Raw genomic sequence first — 22,172 nt, forward strand, 5'->3', positions numbered from 1 at the left:
GGAAAGTCTGGGGTGAATTTTTAACCAGATCAAAATCCAGATAGATAGAAGTCAACACCCGTAAAGCAAGACGATCATGAAATCAGGCCGCTATACTGTAGGAGTTTCATTGTTATAAAAAATTATTGTCGGGACTATTCCGTTTTAAAAGGGGACATGATTGCCTCATAATCCTGTCCGCCATAAAATATGTTCAAAATTTTCACCATTTGATTATCTTCATCGACCAGAAAAGCTGCAACCGTCTTTTTATCAAGGGGATATATTCTTACGCCTATCATTAAATCATTACGCGTCTGACCTCTTAAAAGGGCTATTTCCAGCTTTTGGCATTTGAATTTTAGTTTCTCAATATATGACCATCCTCTTTCTGGAAAGCCGCTTTCTTCAGTGATATAGTCATATATATTTTCAAGATCTTTGATTGCATCCGGCATTAAATAAACATCATATTTTTTCATTAGACGTTCTTTTTTATCCGTTGTCTGTGCAGTGCTTCAATGCTTTCAAATGCTGTTTTGAGTGGGACAGGAGTCCCATTTTGGGCCGAATGTTCCAACCGTTCACGGATTATAGAAAGTCTTGCTTGGTGCTCTTCTTCTCTTTTTTGCCATAACCTCATAGCATCCCTGATTAATTCACTTGTGGACCCGTAGGAACCGGAGCCGACTTTTTTCTTTATTGCAGATAGCATATCAGGGGGAAGGGTTATTGTAATTCTCTCGGCTTTTTCTTGTTGCATGGTTTGTCTCCTATGGCAGTATTATAAAATCATACTGCCATAGGAGACAAATTTCAACATCTTTCATAATTAAAAGATATTAATTATTTTTTGGGGAGCATTTGCCCTGTTCTTGTTTTTCAGATTATCAAAAAACCTATATATTTTTGAACAGGTTTACAGGGATAGTCCACAGGATTTCTGGGCGGTGAAATAAGAAACCCAACCAGCATAAATCAACACCTCAAAACACGGCTTTCCCGCCGGCCGGAAACCCGGATTTGATTATCCCGGAGACACTCTTAAAAAACTGGCCTTTCAGCCGGCTGGAAAAATTCCGCTTGGTATCTCTGGCTGACCTTTTACGATTCTGTGAATTTTTTTGCATCTCACACCGCAGCCGGCCGGGGTTAACAGCTTGGTTTCAATTTATTGCCAAATTGAAACTATAGGTTATCGAACAATCCTGCCTTTTTGCATGCCTTTAGAAAAGGTGCTTTCAGAAAATTTGCTTCAGCATATGGTTTTTTCTCAGTGTTTCTGAAAAGTGTTTTTAAAAAATCGTCCGGGTTTTTTCCGTCCGCCTGCCACTCATCAAAAATTGTTCCCGGGTTTCCTGTGTTTTCACCGATTCGTCCTGTACAGTAAGATCCGGGTTTCTCACTTGAGGCGCATCCATTTTAATATCCTTTGGTTTCAATTCTTCTGAGATTGCAATCCGACTGAGATCCAACTCACCTTTGAAGGCTTTCTGACTCAATGCACCATACAGTGTTTCCAAGTCATTGAGGCTGTTCTGATATTTCTCTTTGAGGGCTTCGACTTTTTCGACGATGGTGACGAATTCAGTTTGTAACTCGAGAGGTGGTTTCAGGACTTTCAATTGACTGAGTATCTTTGAGTTCAAATTCTTCATTGTAACGCCTTTTGATTTACTCTCAAGAAAGTCTTTTAAAGATGTTTGATAGATTTGAAACTGAAGAAAAATTGGATAATATTTTTTTGTAATGCGAACAAACATACTCCCTGTACCGCAAAACAAATGACTGTCGGTTTCAACTATGGCACACCTACCAATTTCACCTCTCCTTGCAACAACGACATCGTTTCTTTCAAGATGATAATTTTTTAGCTCATTGTATTTTTCTTGGGAAAGCGACAAGTTCTTGTCTGGAACTATTTTACCGTCTACCATGTTGCTTGGATTTATTAAGGGGATTCCATCTTTCACATAATCTTCCGCATGAAGCAAACTTCCAAAAGGTCCAATGCGAATAGAAGCAATTTCACCGATTTTAATTTTCTCCCACCCCATCTCATTTCGCACCGGATCACCAAACATCTCCAGAAAAGTGTTTTTCAACAGCTCATCCAGATCTGCGATACTTTTTTTTCGTCTGGCAATCAGGGATTCGACTTTGGACAGCAGGATGGCGATGCGGGTTTGGTCATCTAAATCTGGAGATCCATTTTGGTAGGGAACTGGTACTTCTATTTTTTTAAGAATATCTTGAGTTATTGATTTGAAAGTTGAGCCGGTGCCCAGAATAGCGACTCTATCTTCATTCATTTTGAAAAAATAATAAAGGTAATCAGCATGGATACCTGAACGGGGCCTGATAGCTGACAATCCTCTACCGATAATTGACAATCTATCGCATAAATTTACAGAGCCGACTGGTGCCCGCACAGAGATTAATATATCACTTGGTTCAGCTTCCTTCCGTTTTTTACTGTTACACCACATCCTGATTTTGGGATGTTTTTCTTGGAAATCGGCTTTTCCTTGGAAGAATGGCAAACCGTCTTTCGTGCTATTGTAGGTCTTCGAAGGTGGCGATTGACCAGCTATAACATCAGCTATCTCACCGAGTCGCATTTTCTTCATCCCACCATCCCCTTCAACGCCAGCAGCTCCCGCACAATCCCACTCTCTACCTTTGCCAGATTTTTGTCATCCATCTCCCCCACCTCATTGGCAATCAGCCGGTCCAGAATCACGGACGGCTTTTCATACGCAATCTCCTCAAACACCATTTCCTTATACCGGCTGGGGGACAGGTCATAGTTTTCATCCTTGATTTCCTGGTAGTGGACAAAAAAGCCTTTGGGATTTTTCCGGTCCGTTTCCGTCTCCGGGTCACGGGTGTTGAATTTTTCCACGATATCCTGTAGATCGCCGGACGTATCGAGCTTGTTGCGCCTGTCATCCAGGGAATAGCCGTCAGACTCCATTTCATAGAACCAGACGTTCCGGGTGGCGGGTTCCGTGACCTTATCCTCTTTGTCGTAGACCTTGGTAAACACCAGGATGGCCGTACTGACACCGGCATAGGGTTTGAACACACCGCTGGGCATGGTGATGACGGCCTTAAGTTCGCACCGGTCCACCAGAATCTGCCTGGCGGCCACAAAGGCTTTGCCTGACCCGAACAGCACGCCCTGGGGGACAATGACACCGGCAGTGCCGCCTTTTCTGAGCATCCGCACCATGGTTTCCACAAACAGCAGCTCGGTCTTGGTGGTGGACAGGGTCAGATCCTCGTTGATATCGCTTTTGTCAATGGAGCCTGTAAAGGGAGGGTTGGCCATGATGATCTGATACTGGTTGGGCTCGTTGAATCCTTTGCTCAAGGTGTCCTTATAATCCAGCAGGGGCTCGTCAATGCCGTGCATCATCAGGTTCATCATGCCCAGGCGGATCATGGTGCTGTCAATATCATAGCCGAAAAGGCTTTTGTCCAGTATCGCTTTGGATTCTTGTCCATAGGCGGCGCTGACCGATGTTCTAACAAAGCCGTCTTCATCCGGTTTCAACTCCTGGTTCCCTGATTTTCTTGCAATATCCGTCACAATATACTGGTAGGCCCCCAGCAGAAAGCCCCCGGTCCCGCAGGCCGGATCCCCGATCCGGTTTCCAAGCCGGGGTTTGACCAGTTCCGCGATCAATTTGATGATATGGCGGGGAGTCCGAAACTGCCCGTTTTTCCCGGCGGAGGCAATTTCAGAGAGCAGGTATTCATAGACATCTCCCTGGATATCCTGGAATGCCTGGCCTTTTTCCACGGAGTCCTTTTCCATGATCCGGAATATTTCATCGATGGTTTTGACCGCTTCCACCAGAAGGCCGGGTTTGGGGATAATGAACACGGCGTTTTTCATGTGATGGGTAAAGCCGGATTCCGATCCGTTCATATCTTTTAAAAACGGAAATACCCGGGTCTGGACATGGGTCAGCATCTCTTCGGCATGGTAGTGTTTGAATTCGCTCCAGCGAAGGGTCTTTTTATCCACTTCAAAGGGTTTCTGGTCTTCCTTTTTTTTATCCCGGTGTTCCGGCGGCACCCAGACCCCCTCAAATCGGGAGGAATAAGGCTCGCCTGTGAACTCGGCGTCAGACTGATTTTTCAAATCTATCTCATCCAACCGTTTCATAAACAGCAGATAGGTGATCTGCTCGATGGCGGTAAGGGGATTGGAGATCCCGCCGGCCCAGAACTTGTTCCAGAGCTGCTCGATCTGTGATTTTATTTCAGGATTATGTTGGAGCATGGTGTTTCCTTAATTGTCTGTCACCTTCCAGTGGCCGCCCTTATCCGGGCCGACCCGCTCAATCAGGCCGTTTTTTTTAAGCTGTGCAATCTGCCATTCGATTCCCTTGGGTGTCAGCCCGGTCAACTCAGCCAGCCGGGCCGTGGTAATGTCCGGGGTTTTGCGCATCAGCTCAAGGATGATCTCCCGGGTTTTCTCCCTGGGTTTCTCCCTGGGTTTCTCCCTGGGTTTCTCCCTAGGTTTCTCCCGGGTTTTCTCCCTGGATTTTTGTGTTCCCCGGGAGGTTATATAGCTTGGCCGTGAAAAGACAAGGGAAAACAAGGTGGTATATTCGATTTTGACCGGCGGGCAGTTTTCATTTTTCAGGGCCGCATAGATCCGCTCGATGCCGGTGCCCATTTTCTCGATATAGTCGCACCGCAACAGCAGTGCTGCGATATTGGGGTTGCGGCAGACGCTGCGTTTGCCGAAATCCTTTTCCGGCAATCCCCTGGGCAGACCGCCGGGATTATGGATCTCCACCCGGTCGTCAAAAATTTCCACCATCACCTGGGCGCCCTGCTCAAGATAATCCCGGTGGCAGACAGCATTGACCACGGCTTCCCGCAGGGCCACTTCCGGCAGCTCCAGGATTTCTTGACGGCGGGGGCTGTCTTTTGTGATTTCCCAGCGAAGCTGGAGGTGCTTTTTTAAAAACAGCAGGGCATCTTCCACATTTTCAAGAATATTGCCGGAAAGTTCCTTGCGGTCCAGGATATAGGCTTTGGTCGTGCCTTTGAACAGGGCGCATATGACATTGACATAGGGCTGCCGCAATGCCGGATTTTTTGCGAAAAAAAGCATCCCGGTCTGGTTCAGGTAAAAGCGGCCCTCTTTTTCATCACCTGCCCCAAGATTGCGCAGCAGGTTTGCAGTATCCGTTTTCTGGGCAATGCCGATGAGAGATAAAAAGTGTTCCAGGCGGGATGGATCAAGCACCTCTTTCCAATTCAGGTCCATCCTGAGCTGCTGATCAAACCGGACCTTTCCTTCGGACTGGATAAAGGCGGTGATGTCGGCGGTGCTCATTTTCTGGGAACTGGCACCGTTTCTCAGATAAAATCCCTTGGTACAGCGGTGGGGACGGTTGGCCCCTTCGGGCACATGGATCACAATGATATTTTGATCCGGCATTTTTTCAATAAAGATGGTCACCGGCGGATCACAGGCAGCGGCCATGGTTTCGATTTTGGAAAAAAGGGCATTGGAAAATTGGCAGCCGGTAATCTGGTTATTGTCATCCACACCGATAAAAATCCGGCCGCCCGATGCATTGGCAAAAGCGACCAGTTCTTTTGCCAAATCAGCGTTCACATTCTGCTTGAACTCCAGGGTGTAGCCTTCTCCTTCCTCAAGGATCAAGGCCAGTTCTTCGGGTGTTGTTTTTCGGTGGATCATGCGGCCAGTTCCTCGGTCAATGCCAGGATCTCATTGATAACGGCCGGGCTGAAGACTCCCCGGATGCCCTGGGGATGAATCACGGTAAACGGGGACTGAATCAGGTCTTTTTTCTCCACTTTTTCCCGTTCAAGGATAAATTCTTTGAGCAGCCGCAAAAACTCCAGCTGTCTGGAGTTCAGGTCTGTATGCGAGGTGATGAACTGATCAAAGGCGTTTGCAACGGTTCGGGGAAAAGATGCCAGGGGCTCAACCCCCAGAATATGGCGGATGAACTGGATAAATCCGGCTTTTGGATGCTGATACACTTTTTTCAGCAGATCTTCGGTGATGTGAGGATGGGCATCCGTCAAGGTTTTTGCCAGGGTCTGGATATCGGTTTCTGACACCACCCTGTTTTCCTTGATTTTCAACAGCACCGGGTTGTCTTCCATAAGCGCCAGGATTTTGGCCTCCACCATCTCCCTGTACCGGGTGATGCTGACGGCTTCGTGCCGGGGACCGAATTCAACAAACTCTTTTTGCTTTACCTTGTCCTTGAGGTCCAGTTGAATGGGTGAAAACGGATTGTCTTTTTCCCTGAATTTCATTAAAGGGCTGAGCTTTTCCACAAGGAGATCCAACGCGGCATCAGACAGATCTGTCCAGAAATGTTCTTTCTGGGATTTTTCGATCAGGTCCTGTTCCCGTTTTACAATATGGACGGACAAAGGCAGTTCACCGATCTGGGTAATGACACTGGATCTTAAGGCATCAAAGCGCCTTTTGTCTTTTAAAAGCCGTGCAATGGAGACCTCCAGCACATCTTTTTCGAACCGCATGGCCTTGAAATCTGTATCTGAAAGGGTTCTAAACAACGGTTTGATCTGAGTGCGCAAAAATTCACGCTTGTCCCGGTCCAGGTGAGTCCAGAAATTTTCCTCTGCCAGACGATTCAACAGGACCGCCGCCTCTTTGATGACCACCGACGATTTAGGCAGCTGATCAATTTGCCGACGAAGGTTTTCAATTTCTTTTTGGGTAATGTCTTCTTTGGCAAGATGCAGGGCGGTTTCAATTTTATCCAGTCTGATACCGAACAGCCTTACCGGGAGTGGCAGGCCTGGATCCAGTTTTTTCCCTTCCGGTATCAGCTTGAAGTATTCAAAATTATCCCAGCAGTCCATGATCAAAAAGGCCTGTTTTTCAAGACACCAGGGTTTGGGTTTGGCTGGTTCCAGAAGGCGCGTGCCCCGGCCGATCATCTGCCAGAACTTGGTGTAGGAATACACGGGTTTTGCAAAACAGAGATTGACGATTTCCCGGATATCAATGCCGGTATCCAGCATATCCACACTGATGGCAACCCGGGGCATATCCTGGTTGGTGAACTGGTCTAAAAGCCCTCCTTTTCCATAAACCCTGGGATCATCAGACACCATGACTTTGGCCAACTCGCCGTTATACTGCGGAAAAAGAGCATCAAACACCTCTTCCACGCGTCTGGCATGAGCCTTGGAAGAACAAAAGAAAATGGTCTTGCCGGGCAGCACCCCGTTTTGATCCTTAAGGCATTCCTCCATGAATTCTTTCACAATCAGGGTGTTGGTTCCCCGGTTGATCACTTTTTTCTCAAGCTGGGTGCCTTCAAAATTGATCTCTTCGATATCCACCCCGTCCAGCAGCAGTTTTTTCTGATCCGAAAGAGCGATGGTCCGTTTACTGATGCCGTCTGCCTGAAATCTTGTCTGAATTTTCATCACCAGGAAATTGCTCAGGTACGGCGGCGTATTGGTGACGGCTTCCTCAAAGGTATAGGCAAATGTGGGCAGACCATCCTCACAATCGAACAGGGAAAAGGTATTATGATCGATCATGTCCATGGGGGTTGCCGTCATCCCCAGATTCATGGTTTTGAAATAATCCAAAATCTCGCCATAGGTGTTGTAAATGGAGCGATGGCTTTCATCAATAAAGATAAAATCAAAAAAATAAGGGGACACATACTGGTTCTCATCCCGGATGATGTTGAGCATGCTGGGATATGTGGAAACATAAATCCGGCGATCCATACGCATCAGCTTTTCACCCATATTCGGCCATCTGGGTTCGTCCGGCAGATGCTCGTTAAAGGCGTTCAATGCCTGTTCCCGCAAGGCGATGCGATCCACCAGAAAAAGGATTCTCTCTGCATGGCCGGCCCGCATCAGGGCATCTGCCAGGGCAATGCTGGTACGGGTCTTTCCGGTTCCGGTGGCCATGACCAGCAGAAAAGTGCGTTTGTTTTTCTCAATCCCTTCGAGAACGGAACGGATGGCCCTGATCTGGTAGTCGCGCCCGGCAATATCGGTGTTGATCAGTTCACGGGTGAGCGGTTTGCGATTCTGCCGGATATAGTTCAGCCGCTCCAGGTCGTCCAGGGTGGGGAATCCAATGACCTTGCGCGGCGGATAGTTTCCCAGATCCCAGAAATAGGTTTCCAATCCGTTGGTATAAAAACAGAAAGGCAAAAATCCGCAGGTCCGTTTCTGGATATGGTAGCAGTACTGCTTTGCCTGCTCCCTGCCGATCGCTGCATCCCTGCTCGTTTTTTTCGCCTCCACCACAGCCAGGGGTTTGCCATTTTTCCCCAAAAGGACATAGTCGCTGAACTGATGGCCCTGGTAAGGCGTCTGCGCCTCGACAACACCATCTGGAAGATCGACAAGAATATCGTATTCCTGCACCACCTGGGTTGGATCATTGACATTCCATCCCGCTTTTTGCAGCTGATTGTCAATCAGCTCCGCTCTGGTGTCTTTTTCTGTTTTCATGGCAGACAGTTTGGAATTATATTGCTTTTTTCAGGCAGTTGGTTCATTTCAAGAAAATTTCTGGCCCTGAAAAATTATTTTGATAACAGCCATATTACCGGTCTTCTTTTATCTGTTAACAACCAGTATCAAGACCTCAATATCGCTTAATCACTGTAAAATCAACCCAATATAGCGAATCTGCATAATTTAACCCTTTTGCCTGATCAAATTCTGGTTTCTCATTCACACTCCTCTGTACAAATCCTCCTGTCAAACTGCGGACTATTTCAAAAAATGGAATCCCCCCGATGCCGAATATCTAATGCCCAGACTATTATTAATAATGCAGACATTTGCGAAATTAATAATATACTATCTATGGGCCACACCTGGGACGTCCTCGTACATTTCATAAAAATTCAATGTATGCAGCAGACTTTGTTGAGCTGGATATGATTTTGAACAGTTTCTCTTCGGAATTACCGGCCGGGGTAGCGTTGTCTGAAGACAACCCTGTTTTCCTCAACCATCTAATCAGGCTGAAAATAGTTGGTATAAAGGCGTTTCCAGCATAAACAAGCCAGGTTCATTGTTTTTTATTGACCGACAAAATGAATCATGCCATGGAATGATGAAAATATCAGTGGAGTCACTTGTCATGAGCCCTTGCAAGAACTCTGAAATCCCTTTCCTACCAAAGGGTTGGGAGTATTTACCCTTAGTTTTGTTTTTAACAAGTATCAGAAATGCAAAATTTTGCATTTCTGATACTTGTGGTGTGAAATGATACCGAAACACCTGCCATTAGGGGACATGCGATCCGCCTGAATCTGTGACAGTACTGATAATTCCCCCATTACAAGATCATCCATGGCTCAATGACTAGTGTCGCGGGAGGGGTGTGGGTCGAATCCCATTCTGATGCGGTTGTTACAGGGCTTTAGGCATGCGAAGCGTTAAGAACGGCAAACTGTATGAGGACATACCTGCCCGCAGTTTTTGACGTTTAGCGAAGCATGCCTTAAGCCCTGTTCAAAAGCAGCGGAGGGTGAGACTCACATCCCTCCCCCGACACGGGTCCCTGCTCCGGCATTGACAAAAGCCCGAATTTCCCGGTATAAGCAAAAAAAATGACAACCCCTTGCCGGAGAAACCCCATGCAGACCCGAAAAGTGATCGATCACATTGTGAACTGGCTGGACACCTATCTGAAAGACTCAGGCCTTGCCGGATTCTGCATCGGCGTGTCCGGCGGCATTGACTCGGCCGTCACCTCCACCTTGTGCGCCAAAACCGGGCATCCGGTCATGCTCCTGAACATGCCCATCCACCAGGATCCGGGCCAGTTGTCCCGGGCATCGGTCCACAACGCCTGGCTGAAAAAAAACTATCCCAGCGTCACTCCGAAAGACCTGGACCTGACCCCGGTGTTTGCCGGCATCCAGACCCATTTTCCACGGGATATCCAGGACGGGTTGACCATGGCCAATACCCGGTCCCGGCTTCGCATGCTGACCCTGTACGCGTTTGCCGGGCATCACCGGCTCCTGGTGGCCGGCACGGGCAACAAGGTGGAAGATTTCGGGGTGGGATTCTACACCAAATACGGGGACGGCGGCGTGGACATCTCGCCCATCGCGGATCTGATGAAATCAGAAGTCTATGCCCTGGGCCGGAACTTAGGGATTTCGGAGGAGATATTGACGTCACCGCCCACGGACGGCCTGTGGGGAGATAACCGCACCGACGAAAGCCAGATCGGGGCCGGGTATGATGAGCTGGAATGGGCCATGACCTATACGGCTTTGACCCAAAAAGAAAAAAAAGACCAGATTCTCAATGACCGCCAGCAACAGGTGCTGGCCCTTTTTGAAAAACTGCATACCGCCAACCGGCATAAGATGGATCCCATCCCGGTGTGCCGGATTCCAGATTACCTGAGACGGTGAAAAAGCCTGAACCGGGGACAAAATCCCTATATTATTAATTGATATCGCCGGTACAGGCAGGGATAAGCAGCTTGAAGGTAGTTCCAGAACCTGGTTTGCTCTCAACATCAACAAGCCCGTTCATCGAAATTATTGTGTGATGCACATTTGTAAGCCCTAAGCCGGTGCCATGGTTTTTGGTTGTAAAATACGGATCAAACAGCTTTGATATGTAGTTTTCTGGTATGCCACAGCCCGTATCTGAGATTGAAATTGCGAGATAAAATCCAGGGGCTATGGAAAATCCAAACTCATTGGTGTATGTCTCTTTGATATCAGCATTAGATGTTGTAATAAGAATATGACCATCGTCGCCCATTGCATCACACGCATTAAGGAGCAGGTTGATAAGAATATTTGAAAATATGATTTTATTACAGACAATGTTTGATTCATCTGCAGCCAAACGTGTCTCTACAGATATGTTTGGTGCTTTTAATAAAGGGGTAACAAGCTCAAGCGAGTTGGTGAGTACCTTATGAACATCTGTTTTTTCTGAACGGTCTGAACGCTTGGACAAAGAATTGAGAGTTGACAGCATATGTGCACATTTTGAAACATAAGATAGAATATTTTCAATGCGTTCTTGTGCCTTCTGATTTGTTGATTCGTTCGAAAATTCACAGCGCAGAAGATCTGCATTTCCCATTATCACATTCAGAAGATTGTTGGCATCATGAATAACACCGGCTGAGAGCTGGCCGATTGTTGCCATTTTTTCTAGTAATGCCATTTTTTCTGCCGGATGCTGTGATCCGTTCACCATGTTTTGCTGTTGTGTTTTCAGTTCGCAAAAACTGCTGAACAGAGAAGAACACTTTTTTTTGCCATTATCACATAATATGGAAAGAAGCGCTGAATTAATAATGAGTCCGGCCGGCATCCCTGAAAAGTCCCTGACAACAATATTTTTATTGGCTGAATTGTGGATGATTTCTCCTATTGAGGTGATGGATTGGTCAGCATCGATGAATTCAAAGGAATCCAGCGGACAATCAAGGAGAAGGCGTGTCGAAGGATACCCTGCAAGGTTAATGTGAGAAATTGGCCCCTTAAATGACCCGTTATCAAAAAGGAACAAGGCCGGTTTGTTATTCTTTTGCATCAATTCAAGGGCATCTATGACAGACCTGTCGCTTTCGATATTAGGTATTTCTTTTATCGCAACATCTATGACCTTTGGCATAATCACTGACTTATATGGATTTTGACACCAATATTTTAATACCGCATTTGATTTTAATCATTAACTGCTGTGACATAAATGCCCCTGTCTCTTCAAGCACAGCGTCAACTATTGTCTGCTTGTCAGCCATGAGGAGAAGCTGACGTTTGATTATAAGCGCCTCTATGGTTTCATCATCGATAATAATTAGTTCAAACAATCCAGGACAGATGGTATCCATCATTTTCTGGGCGGATTTGGGACCAACGGGAGCGTGTCTACCGAGTACCAATACATCGCCGCACGGCGGAACTTCAAAAAATTCGAGTTCCATATCCAGATGGATTTTCCTGGAAACCGTCTTGTCCTTATCATTGGGCATTGATTTTCTCCTTCAACGGGATGATCAACAGTTTACTTGTCAAGACATACTAACATAGTTGTGGAAAGTCAATACTGTTTTATCAGAGACCGGGTTGACCGGTTTCAAAAGATGATAGATATCCCAATATGTGGATGATTGCTTTTTCCATATAGCCGCGATAGATTGGTGGGGTTCTTTGATCAGGCAATTTGAGATTTGAAGACGAGCTCCGGATCACCTGAGACGGTGAAAAAGCCTGCACCGGGGCCGGAAAGATTGCGCTGGTTGATACCGGGCCGCACTATCTGAACTGGTCCCGGGACAGGTGGTATTTTTTCATTTTATAGTACAGCAGCTGCCGGGAAATCCCCAGTTTTTTTGCAGACCGGGTCACATTGCCCCGAAACTGCATCAAGGCCTGCCACACCAGTTTTTTCTCATGCTCATTTTTGTTGAACAGCAGATCGGACGACCCGGTTTCGCCGGTGTCACCGCTTTTGGATGAATGCGCCATCCACCGGGATGCCCGGTGCCCGGCAGTTCGATAATGGCTGTGACCCTGGGCAAAATGAGGCTGAAGATATTTGATCCGGATCCGGTTGTCCGGTCCCATGATGTTCATGGCCCCTTCAATGACATGTTCCAGTTCCCGGACATTGCCGGGCCAGTGGTACTGGTAAAACATCTCCATGACCGCATCTTCCGCGCCCCGCACCTGACGGCCCAAAGCTTTGTTGTGTTTGTCGATGAAATGATCCACCAGCAGCGGCAGATCAGACAGCCGGTCCCGCAGGGGCACAATATGGATGAACACCACCCCCAGCCGGTAGAACAGATCCGACCGGAGGCTGCCGTCGGCAATGGAGGTATGGGGATCCTGGTTCACGGAAGAGATGATTTTCAGATCAAATTTGATCTCTTTGAGTGCCCCCACCCGTCGAACCTTTCCATCCTGTACGATCCGCAGAATTTTGCTCTGAAGCCCCACGGGCATGGAGTTGATTTCATCCAGGAAAATCGTCCCCTGACTGGTCCGCTCGAACAATCCGGCTTTGTTAATCGCCCCGGTAAACGCCCCTTTGGAAGTACCGAACAAAATGCCTTCCAGCAGGTTTTCAGGAATGGCAGCGCAGTTGACCGGGGTATATTTTTTTTCATGCCGGGGACTGTGGTTATGAATGGCCCGGGCAAACAGCTCCTTGCCCGTGCCGGTCTCACCGTAGAGCATGACCGGTGACGGGGTGTTGGCAGCCATGCGGGCCGCATTCAGGGCATCTTTGAACGCCGGGTCCTGGCCGATGATGGAATCAAAAGTAATTTCATACGGGTGCATCCGGTGCTGGGTTTCCGGCAGGCGCATGATGGACAGGGTTTCGGTGAGCACATGAAAGTCTCTGACAAAACAGATGCACCCCACCAGCTGGTTTTGGTTGAATATGGGGTGCACATTGTGGATGGTGTTGGCGAACTTGCCCATGCGGGTCCGGTAATAATTGGATTTATCAATGATGGGCTGCCGGGTGATGAGGCACTGCATGATCAGACTGGTCTCATCATCCAGATCATAGACATCCGTGACCTGATTCAAAATCACATCTTCGGGTTCCAGTTCATCGATGCGGGACATGGCTTTGTTGTAATAAACGATAATCCCGTCCGCATTGGTAATGAGCACCCCGTCGCAATATTCATCAAATACACTTAAAAAATTGGCGTTATCCAGGCCGAATAAAAACTGACGGGCGTTTTGATGGGTAAATCGGTTCATATTATAATTGTTTCATGATTTCCGGCAGAATGTCAAACAGATCGCCTGGGACCTGATAATCGCAATTGGCCATGATCGCGGCATTTTCATCCTTGTTCACGGCAATGATCATTTTAGCGGTTTTCATGCCGGCAAAATGCTGGATGGAGCCGGAAATCCCGCAGGCGATATATACCTGGGGGCTGACTTTTTCTCCGGTCTGACCCACCTGGAGGGCGTAAGGCACCCAGCCTTCATCCACAGCCACCCGGGAGGCCCCGGGTGCGGCATTCAACTTTTCCGCACAATCAACGATCAATGAAAAATTGTCCTTGTTTTTCAATCCCCGGCCCCCGGCAATGATGATATCCGCCTCGACCAGGCTTGGCCGGCCCTCTGAATCTCCGTCATCCCAGGAAAGCAGGGTGATGTTTTCAGGCACTGCCTCACTCCCGCTTAGAGCAACAGTTTTAGCCTGCACAGGCCTGGGTTCGGGTGGAACCGCATTGGGCCGGACCCCGAAAATCAATGTCTCTCCGGTCAGCTGAATCTGTGCCATCACCTTGCCGGAATACTGGGAGGTTTCCGCCACACCCGTATTCAGGTCCACATCCACGCAATCCATGACCAGGGGAGCATCCAGCAGGGCCGCCACCCGGGGCAGCAAGTCTTTTCCTTCCGGCGATGATAATCCCAGAATCCGGTCCAGGTTCATTTTCCGGGCCGCATGTAACACCGCCGCTGCCCGGACCGCCGGATTCAGCCGGATCTCCGGCGTGTCGGACAGGGCCAGGTCAACGATGGTGTGGATCCCGTATTCAGCCAGCTGATCCGTGATCTCATGGGTGATGCCGTCCATCACCAGTGCCGCCAGGGACTCAGCCGTTCTGCCCGCCAGTGTGATCACACCGAGACTGGTTTCCTTGACCCGGCCATGTTCCGCTTCAATGATAATACCTGCCTGTTTCATGACAACACCTTTGCTTCCTGTCTTAAAATCCGGATGATTTCAGCGGCTTGTGCCGAAGGAGATCCGGTGATTTTCTGCGGGTTCCGTTTCTGCACCAGCGGGGTCATGGCAACGATTTTCGTAGACCCCGGTGCGGCAGGCACATTCAGTTCCGGCAGTGTAAGGGTTTCAATCGATTTTTTCCGGGATTTAACCACATCCGGAAAAGTCGGATAGATGGGCGTGTTCAATCCCCGGCCCGCCCCGATCACACAGGGCAGGGTCAGATCAAATGTCCGGGTGCGCCCCCCGGCCAGCTCACAGGTCACGGTGGCTTTACCATTTTTGATGTCCAGGGAAACCGCATTGGTGACCACGGGAAAACCGAACAAAGCCCCGATGCGGAACTGGGTCTGCATGCCTTCACTGTCAATGGATTCCTTGCCCGTGAGAATGATATCCGCCTGCCCGTCCCTGACAATGGCGGCGTGCAGAGCCCGGGCCGTGGTCATGCTGTCACACATCTTTTCGGTTTCCACCAGCAGGCCTCTGTCCGCACCCATGGCCAGGGCGGACCGCACGGTACTCTCCGCATCTTTTCTGCCCAGGCACACGGCAATGATCTCACTGCCCGGCACCTGATTTTTTAACGCCACTGATTCGGTCACGGCATGTTCATCATACGGGTTGAGCAAAAACGGCACGGATTCGTCAATTTTCAGGTTATCCACAATGTGAATGTTGGCTGCAGAATCCGGTACGTGTTTCACGCATACATAAATTTGCATCGGTCTTACACCTCAATGAAAAGGGCAGTGCCAGGGTGTTCCCCGGCCCTGCCCCTGGATAAAAGCACGCCATGCAGCTTTACAGCCGAACAGCGGTTACATGGTTGTTATCCGTTTACAGAGAAACTGGAATCATAGTTGATTTCCCGTTTTCTGGAGAAAAAGCCCACGTTCAGAGTCCGTGTGGTATATTTGAATTCATACTGGAACGGTTCTTTGTCATGATCCAGGCCTTTTTCACAGGCATCGATGAGTTCCGCCATCATGCGTCCCACCACGGGGGCGTTCTTGTACTGGTTGCCTGAAGTACCGACGGCCATGTAGAAACCGGGCAGGTCGGATTTGTCATAAATGGGGATCCAGTCGTCGGACACGTCATACAGGTCCACCACGCCTTTGGGCTGGTTGGGCACCTTGAGGGAGGGAATCCGTTTGCCAAGGCGGTAGCACTGGGCTTTCCACTGGGCGTCGGTCAGAACGTTGTCCCGGCCTTTGCCGCCTTTGCCGGCATAGAATTCATCCGGATCCACCCATTCCTGGGGATCACATTCCGGATCCTCGGAACCGATGAGGAACATGTTGCCCACTTCCGGTCTTTCATAGCAGCCGATATCACCGTCAGACATGTGGTATCCGTCGTTAAGATAGTCATATCCTTCCGGGGACGGGCAGTACATGACTTCGTGGCGCAGGGCTTTGGTCTTGATGTTGCAGCCTTCCCACACGCCTTCGGCCATCTGGTTGACTTTAAAGGAATGGGGACCGCCCACGTTCACCACGATGTCTGCATCGATCTGGGTGCCGTCTTTCAGGGTGATGCCTTTGACCTTGCCGTTTTCGCTCCGGATATCCACCACTTCGGCGTTAAACATGAACTCGCCGCCCTTGGCTTCGGCGGCCCGCATGATGTTATGGGCGGACAGGGCCGGATCGTTCACATACCCGCCTTCCGGGCAGAAAATAGCGCCTTCCAGCATTTCAGTGGGCTCATCATAGAACTTGGGATCTTCAGGACGGCGCACCGGCCAGAACTTGTGCATGTCAATGGGGGGCACATGTTTTTTGACGGTGTCCACATCCCATTCTTCGTACTTCACGCCCACGGCATCATAGTGTTTCTGAACCTTGCGCCAGTCATGGCCGTCGGATTTGATCAGGATGGACCCGGTGTTCATGTATTTGGCCAGGCCTTTTTCATCTTTGACGTTGTCCAGGTAATTTTCCCAGTCCAGCCAGTACTTGAACCCTTCATAGGCCAGGGCCACCCCGTCCTCCGTGGAGTAATGGGCCCGGACAATGGCACAGGAACCGGCGGTGGAGCCTTCACCCGCATCCGGCACCTTGTCCACATTCAGGGTTTTGTATCCCATTTTGCACAGTTCATAGGCAATGGGGGTTCCGATTACGCCGGCACCGATGATGATGGCATCATATTTTTTGGTCATGTTTTTTTCTCCTTGAATAAACCGGTCTTGTCAGACCATATGTTACTGTTCAAAAGCCCGGGAACCGCCCGGGCTTTTTTTTATAAACTGTTGATCCAGTCGGTGACGCGTTTTTCACCGGCCGGTTTAAGGCCGAACTCTTCGCCTGCATGGAGAATGGCATCCACCATGTCTTTGGCATATCCCCTGGAACAGGTGAGCACCACGCCGGATTTTTCTTTATCCCGGCTCAACGTCACGATCTGGCAGGGCACATGGGAAAACGGTCCCTGATACAGGAACGGGGTTTCCCGGTTCTTGTCCATAAAATCCAGGGCTGAGAGTTTTTCACAGATGGAAAACACGGACCCGCCCATGATGGCCAGAAACACCGTGGATTCCGTCACATCCGTGTATTCGGTTTCTCCGGGCATCTCAATGGCATCCCCTGCCAGATGATAAATGGAACTCTGGATCCGGTTCATGCGGTTGACAAGCAACCCGTTTTCCAGCACGGACTGTCCGGGAGTGGCGGGAATGGTGATGCCGAACGGTTTTTTGGCATCCAGGTTCCCGGTCTGAAGGTCCAGCCGGGTCCGGTGGCACAGGTCCACCAGCCAGGGGCCGTCGCCTTCGTTGTGGTATTCCATGACCACATCCCAGTGGTCCCGGTTTTCGGTTTTGAGCGGTGTTACCTTGAACTCCACGGGTGAGTATCTTTTAATGTCTTTCATGTGTATGGTTTCCTTACATTTTCATGCGTTGTCCGGCAGGATCGTAGAACGGGGTTTCCACCACCGTCCCGTAAATCAGCTCGCCGTTGCATTCATCTTCATAAAATGCCAGCCGGGTGCCGACCTTGCTCATGTCACCTTCCACCAGGGCCATACCCACAGCTTCGTTGAGTGAAAAACTGTTTCTGGCCGTACACACATGGCCCCGGACCCGGTCATCCACAATCAAAGCGCCGTCTCTGGGGGCCCGGCCATTGTTTTCCATCTTGAACCCCACCAGTTTCAGGCGGGTATTGTCTTTTTCCGCCTGGGCCAGGGCCGCCACACCCACGGTTTTATACCCGGTTTTTTTCCGGGACCAGAGAAATCCCAGGCCGATATCCAGCAGATTGGTCCGCTGTTCCGATTCCTGGCCGAGGATGACATGGCATTTTTCCATACGCAGCACGTTCTGGGCTTCCACACCGAAATTCTGGATCTTGAACTCTTTGCCGGCTTCGTTAAGAATCAGCCACAACGATTTCATATAGGAAGAGGGTACGTGCAGCTCATAGGACAACTCACCCACAAACCCTAAGCGCATGGCTTTCACCGGAATGGTATCCGCCACTTTGAATTCCTTGTATTCACTGAATCCGAACGCTTCGTTGGACACATCGATGTCCACCACTTTTTCCAGCACCTTTCTGGCGTTGGGCCCGGACAGGTTGATGACGCCCATGGCATCCGTGAGGTTTACCAGAGAAAAGTCCCAGTTGTCATACCGGGTATGATACCGGATCCATTCCACGGTCTGGCCGGCCCGGCCTGTGGAGGTGGAGAAATAATAATCGTTTTCTCCCAGCTTGATGACCACGCCGTCATCGATGACACATCCGTCATCATTGCACATGGCCGTATATTTGACCCGGCCTTCCTTGATTTTGGACAGATCCGACACATACACCCGCTGCAACGCGTTCAATGCATCAGGTCCGTGAATCCTGAATTTTCCCAGAGTGGAACCGTCCAGCATGCCCACGTTGTTCCGGACATTTTCAATCTCTTTTCTGGAAGAAAAATCCTTGGAAAAATACCTGGCCCGCTGCCACACACCGATGTTTCTGAAGATCCCGCCGTCTTTGCGCTGCAAGTCATCGATGGGCGTTCTCTTCAGCATGGTGTGGTTGGTACCGGCATAGGTGGCGATCAAAGTCGGCACCAGAGGCGGCCGCACCGTGGTGGGCCGGATCTTGATATCCGGCAGGGCCTGATATTTGGCTGTGAACAGCGGCAGGTTGTGACCGGGAATTCCGGCCTGGCCGGGTCCAAGCCCCGCACCGGAGAACCGCTTGATCAGTTCCGGCACGTCAAATCCCTTGTCAATGGATTGTTTGACGTTTTTAATGCTGGTGTCTTCATCAAAACAGATAAAGGTTTTTCTTCCCTTGACCGGTGCCATGACCAGCTTGGTGCCCCGGGCCGGGCCCGGTTTGGATTCCATGGCTTTTTTGGCCTCTCCCAGATCGGCAATGGAGCAGTTTTCACAGTCATAAGCCGCTTTGAGACCGGCCAGATGACCGGAGGCTTCAATGGACAGCCCGTCTTCATATCCCAGCAGGCGGCCGGCCGCATGCATTTTTTTGGGCAGGTCCGTGGGCAGGAAAAAATTGGTGTGGGCATCATATTTGAGTTTGGCCTGGTTGACCACCAGGGGGCCGGTCAACGGGGTGAATCCGGCAGACGCCACCAGCACGTCACAGTCAAAGGTTTTTTCCGCCGTACCGTCCAGACTTTTAAGGGTGACTTTTTTCACCTGTTTACGGCCATGGACTTCCGTGGCCACCCATCCTTTAAGAAGGGTGATTTTCCGGTCCGTCACGGCCTTGAGCAGGGCCGGATTCTGGCCGTCTTCCCGGATATCGGCAATCATGGGAATGGCCATGCCTAAGTCATGAAGGGCCACGGCCGCTTCCAGTCCCAGGTCGTGGCCGATGGAAAACACCCCGGTTTTGCCGGGCAGCATCCCATAGGTGTTGGCCAGGCGCAGGGCGCATCCCGCCTGCATCACGCCCGGACGTTCGTTGTTTTCAAACAGCAGGGGCCGCTCAATGCATCCCGTGGCCACCACCACACTGTTGGCCCGGATTTCAATGTAGCGTTCCGTGAAACTGTCTTTTTCCGTGCCCACCTGAAATCCGGTAATCAGGTTGTTGTTGTATGCCCCGACATTGGCGGTGTGGGTGAACACCCGGATATTATCGGTTTTTTCCACTTCTTTTGCCAGCTGAACCGCCCGTTCGTGGCAGGTCTGGCGATTGGCATACTCGGATGTGCGGTAATCAAACTGTCCCCCCAGCCAGGGCCGGGCTTCCATGAGAATTACCCGCAGCCCTTTTTCAGCCGCCGCCAGGGCCGCTGTCATGCCGGCGGGACCCCCGCCGATGACACATACATCGCAGGTGGGAAAAATTTCATCATATTTACCGGGCATGTGATGATCCGGAGACAGCTTGCCGATCCCGGCGGCTTTCCGGATCTGTTTCATGGCCACGGGCCAGATTTTGGCGGGCTTGTGCATGGTGTCATAATAGAAACCCGCAGGCATGGCCCAGTCCATCTTGTCGATGAATCCCATCAGATCGTTTTCCGCCGAGCCTTTGACGTTCTGCTCTTTGATCACCATACCGGGCTTGAGCAATGTGGTTTCAGTGCGGACATTGGGGACCCCGTTGATTTCCATCATGGTGTTGGAGCATTCTCCATCCATGCTGTAAAGTCCTCTGGGACGATGATATTTCAGGCTTCTGGCATAGATTCTGACCCCATTGGCATACAGGGCTGTGGCAACGGTATCTCCTTTGGTGCCGTAATACTGCTTCCCCTTGTATGTGAAGGGAATTTTCTCACTGGTATCTATTTTCAATGTGGGCAGATGATTGAATCTGTTCATCATTCTTTTGCCTCCGGTGTTTCCTTTTCAAGGTTTGTCGTCGTATCCCGGAAGATGGTAAACCATGAACCGCATCCATCCCGGTGAAACCACCATTCCTGCTGCACGCCTGCCACGCATTTGTTCATGTGGACATAATCGCACCAGCTTTCAGGGGTCAGATCTTTTTCATCAGGTCTGGGACCTTTTTCCTCTCCGCCGTAACGGAACTCATATCCGTTTCTTTTTCCGCAGACCGGACATGTAATTGTTAACGCCATCTTATCTTCTCCTTGAATCTCGTAAAAATTTTATTCCGCTGGTTAATTGTCCGGGGTGTAGCTGACCAACGCCGCCGTTTCACCCATGAGCTTGTGCTCCTGGTACCGTTTCAACGCAAAGGGTTTAAGTATGTCAGGACAGGTGTTGGTGGCCATGAAGCTGGCCATGTGACGACCCACGGCAGAGCAGGATTTAAATCCGAAATATCCCCAGCCGCAATCCATGAAAAATCCTTCCACCTGCTCATTGCCGTCCATGATGGGTGCCATGTCAGGGGTCATGTCCGCCAGTCCGCCCCAGATCCGCATGAATCGCACCCCGCGCAGGGCCGGCAGAAATTCAGATAATGCCTCGGCCTGATGCTTGATATAGTGGGCCGTGTTCAAGGTGGTGTAGTTGGGCCACTGGTCCATATGGGCGCCCGTGGCGATTTCCCCCTTCAGGGTCTGGTTGGCATAGCAGTGATAGGCCCCGGAGGACACCACATGATCCAGAATCGGTTTCAGTGGCTGGGTCACCATGGCCTGGATGGTCAGAACGGAGATAGGCAGTTTGATGCCTAAAAATCCATGGATCAGGGAAGCGGAATACCCGCCGGCGGAAATCAGCACCTGTTTGGTGTTGATGATTCCCTTGTCCGTGACCACGGCCGTGACTTTGCCGTTTTTGGTGCTGATGCCCGTGGCTTCGGTCTGCTGGTGGATTTCCACGCCCATTTTGGCTGCCCCTTTGGCCAGACCCCAGACCACGGCATCATGGCGGACCACACCTCCGGGGGGATGAAACATGGCCCCGTGGATGGGAAAGGTGATGTCCTCGGAAATGTTCAATGCCGGCACCAGTTCCTTGGCTTCCTTGGCATCGATGAGATGGGATTCCACCCCATGGAACTGGGCCGTGGCAATGGTCATGCGGGCTGCGTTCATGGCGGCTTCGGAATGCATCAGGTTGAGGTTGCCGCAGTTGTTGAACATCAGGTTGTAATCCAGTTCCTTGGTGAGAACCGGCCACAGATCCAGAGCCTCCTTGTAAAGCGGCACATTGTACTGGGTCCGCTGATTGGCGCGCACAATGGCCGTGTTCCTGCCGGCGCCACCGTATCCGATATAGTTTTTCTCTATGATCGCCACATCGGTGATGCCATGCTCTTTGGCCAGATAATACGCGGTGGCCAGACTGTGAAGTCCGCCGCCAATGAGAACCACATCATAACTTGATTTTAGCTTGGTTTTTTTGCCCCACATGGGTTTGCTTTTAAAAAACATTGGCCTTCTCTTCATTTAGATATTGTTATTATTTTTCTGCCATACCCAGTTCGTCAATACGCTATGAAAGA

The 22,172-nt window shown here is 50.0% G+C and carries 17 protein-coding genes; 1 reads left to right on the forward strand and 16 read right to left on the reverse strand.

The features are described 5' to 3' along the window. Positions 1-134: 134 nt before the first annotated feature. The 6 genes from K365_RS0122180 to K365_RS0122210 all read right to left on the reverse strand — a co-directional run bounded on the left by K365_RS0122180 (position 135) and on the right by K365_RS0122210 (position 8,502). Complete coding sequence (locus K365_RS0122180) at positions 135-461, reverse strand: type II toxin-antitoxin system RelE/ParE family toxin (RefSeq protein ID WP_024336357.1); 327 nt, start codon at positions 459-461, stop codon at positions 135-137. Beyond that, positions 461-742 (reverse strand): ribbon-helix-helix domain-containing protein, encoded by a 282-nt coding sequence (locus K365_RS0122185; protein WP_024336358.1) that lies wholly within the window; start codon positions 740-742, stop codon positions 461-463. The genes K365_RS0122180 and K365_RS0122185 overlap by 1 nt, the downstream gene beginning before the upstream one ends. 532 nt (positions 743-1,274) lie before the next feature. Further along, positions 1,275-2,609 (reverse strand): restriction endonuclease subunit S, encoded by a 1,335-nt coding sequence (locus K365_RS26905; protein ID WP_024336359.1) that lies wholly within the window; start codon positions 2,607-2,609, stop codon positions 1,275-1,277. Next, positions 2,606-4,273, reverse strand: coding sequence for a type I restriction-modification system subunit M (locus K365_RS0122200; protein WP_024336360.1), 1,668 nt, complete (start codon positions 4,271-4,273; stop codon positions 2,606-2,608). Before K365_RS0122200 ends, K365_RS26905 begins: the two co-directional genes overlap by 4 nt. A 9-nt stretch (positions 4,274-4,282) precedes the next feature. After that, a complete protein-coding gene (locus K365_RS0122205) occupies positions 4,283-5,710 on the reverse strand; it encodes an AlbA family DNA-binding domain-containing protein (RefSeq protein WP_024336361.1) in 1,428 nt (475 codons plus the stop codon). Continuing rightward, the gene (locus K365_RS0122210; protein WP_024336362.1) at positions 5,707-8,502 is read right to left on the reverse strand and encodes a type I restriction endonuclease subunit R; all 2,796 of its coding nucleotides are present in this window, start codon (positions 8,500-8,502) and stop codon (positions 5,707-5,709) included. Before K365_RS0122210 ends, K365_RS0122205 begins: the two co-directional genes overlap by 4 nt. 1,139 nt (positions 8,503-9,641) lie before the next feature. Between K365_RS0122210 and nadE the strand changes: the two genes are divergently transcribed. Continuing rightward, a complete protein-coding gene (nadE, locus tag K365_RS0122225) occupies positions 9,642-10,433 on the forward strand; it encodes an NAD(+) synthase (RefSeq protein WP_024336364.1) in 792 nt (263 codons plus the stop codon). 34 nt (positions 10,434-10,467) lie between these two features. On the opposite strand, the gene K365_RS0122230 is transcribed toward nadE, so the two are convergent. The 10 genes from K365_RS0122230 to K365_RS0122275 all read right to left on the reverse strand — a co-directional run bounded on the left by K365_RS0122230 (position 10,468) and on the right by K365_RS0122275 (position 22,101). Next, complete coding sequence (locus K365_RS0122230; RefSeq protein WP_024336365.1) at positions 10,468-11,658, reverse strand: ATP-binding protein; 1,191 nt, start codon at positions 11,656-11,658, stop codon at positions 10,468-10,470. A gap of 10 nt (positions 11,659-11,668) precedes the next feature. After that, positions 11,669-12,019, reverse strand: a complete 351-nt coding sequence (locus K365_RS0122235) for a hypothetical protein (protein WP_024336366.1) — start codon at positions 12,017-12,019, stop codon at positions 11,669-11,671. 283 nt (positions 12,020-12,302) lie between these two features. Continuing rightward, positions 12,303-13,769, reverse strand: coding sequence for a sigma-54 interaction domain-containing protein (locus K365_RS0122240; protein ID WP_024336367.1), 1,467 nt, complete (start codon positions 13,767-13,769; stop codon positions 12,303-12,305). Position 13,770: 1 nt separating this feature from the next. Beyond that, positions 13,771-14,718, reverse strand: coding sequence for an electron transfer flavoprotein subunit alpha/FixB family protein (locus K365_RS0122245; RefSeq protein ID WP_024336368.1), 948 nt, complete (start codon positions 14,716-14,718; stop codon positions 13,771-13,773). Further along, positions 14,715-15,485 carry an electron transfer flavoprotein subunit beta/FixA family protein gene (locus tag K365_RS0122250; protein ID WP_024336369.1) on the reverse strand — a complete coding sequence of 257 codons (771 nt, stop codon included), beginning with the start codon at positions 15,483-15,485 and terminating at the stop codon, positions 14,715-14,717. Before K365_RS0122250 ends, K365_RS0122245 begins: the two co-directional genes overlap by 4 nt. A 107-nt stretch (positions 15,486-15,592) precedes the next feature. Continuing rightward, the gene (locus K365_RS0122255; RefSeq protein ID WP_024336370.1) at positions 15,593-16,930 is read right to left on the reverse strand and encodes an NAD(P)/FAD-dependent oxidoreductase; all 1,338 of its coding nucleotides are present in this window, start codon (positions 16,928-16,930) and stop codon (positions 15,593-15,595) included. Between the two features lie 80 nt (positions 16,931-17,010). Then, positions 17,011-17,643, reverse strand: a complete 633-nt coding sequence (locus K365_RS0122260) for an aminomethyltransferase family protein (protein WP_024336371.1) — start codon at positions 17,641-17,643, stop codon at positions 17,011-17,013. Between the two features lie 13 nt (positions 17,644-17,656). Continuing rightward, positions 17,657-20,578, reverse strand: a complete 2,922-nt coding sequence (locus K365_RS0122265; RefSeq protein WP_024336372.1) for an FAD-dependent oxidoreductase — start codon at positions 20,576-20,578, stop codon at positions 17,657-17,659. Further along, entirely contained in the window at positions 20,575-20,835 is a 261-nt protein-coding gene (locus tag K365_RS0122270; RefSeq protein ID WP_024336373.1) for a sarcosine oxidase subunit delta, read from the reverse strand. The genes K365_RS0122265 and K365_RS0122270 overlap by 4 nt, the downstream gene beginning before the upstream one ends. A gap of 42 nt (positions 20,836-20,877) precedes the next feature. Next, the gene (locus tag K365_RS0122275) at positions 20,878-22,101 is read right to left on the reverse strand and encodes an FAD-dependent oxidoreductase (RefSeq protein WP_024336374.1); all 1,224 of its coding nucleotides are present in this window, start codon (positions 22,099-22,101) and stop codon (positions 20,878-20,880) included. Positions 22,102-22,172 lie beyond the last annotated feature (71 nt).

Origin of the sequence: Desulfotignum balticum DSM 7044 (assembly GCF_000421285.1) — a bacterium.
Taxonomy (GTDB): domain Bacteria; phylum Desulfobacterota; class Desulfobacteria; order Desulfobacterales; family Desulfobacteraceae; genus Desulfotignum; species Desulfotignum balticum.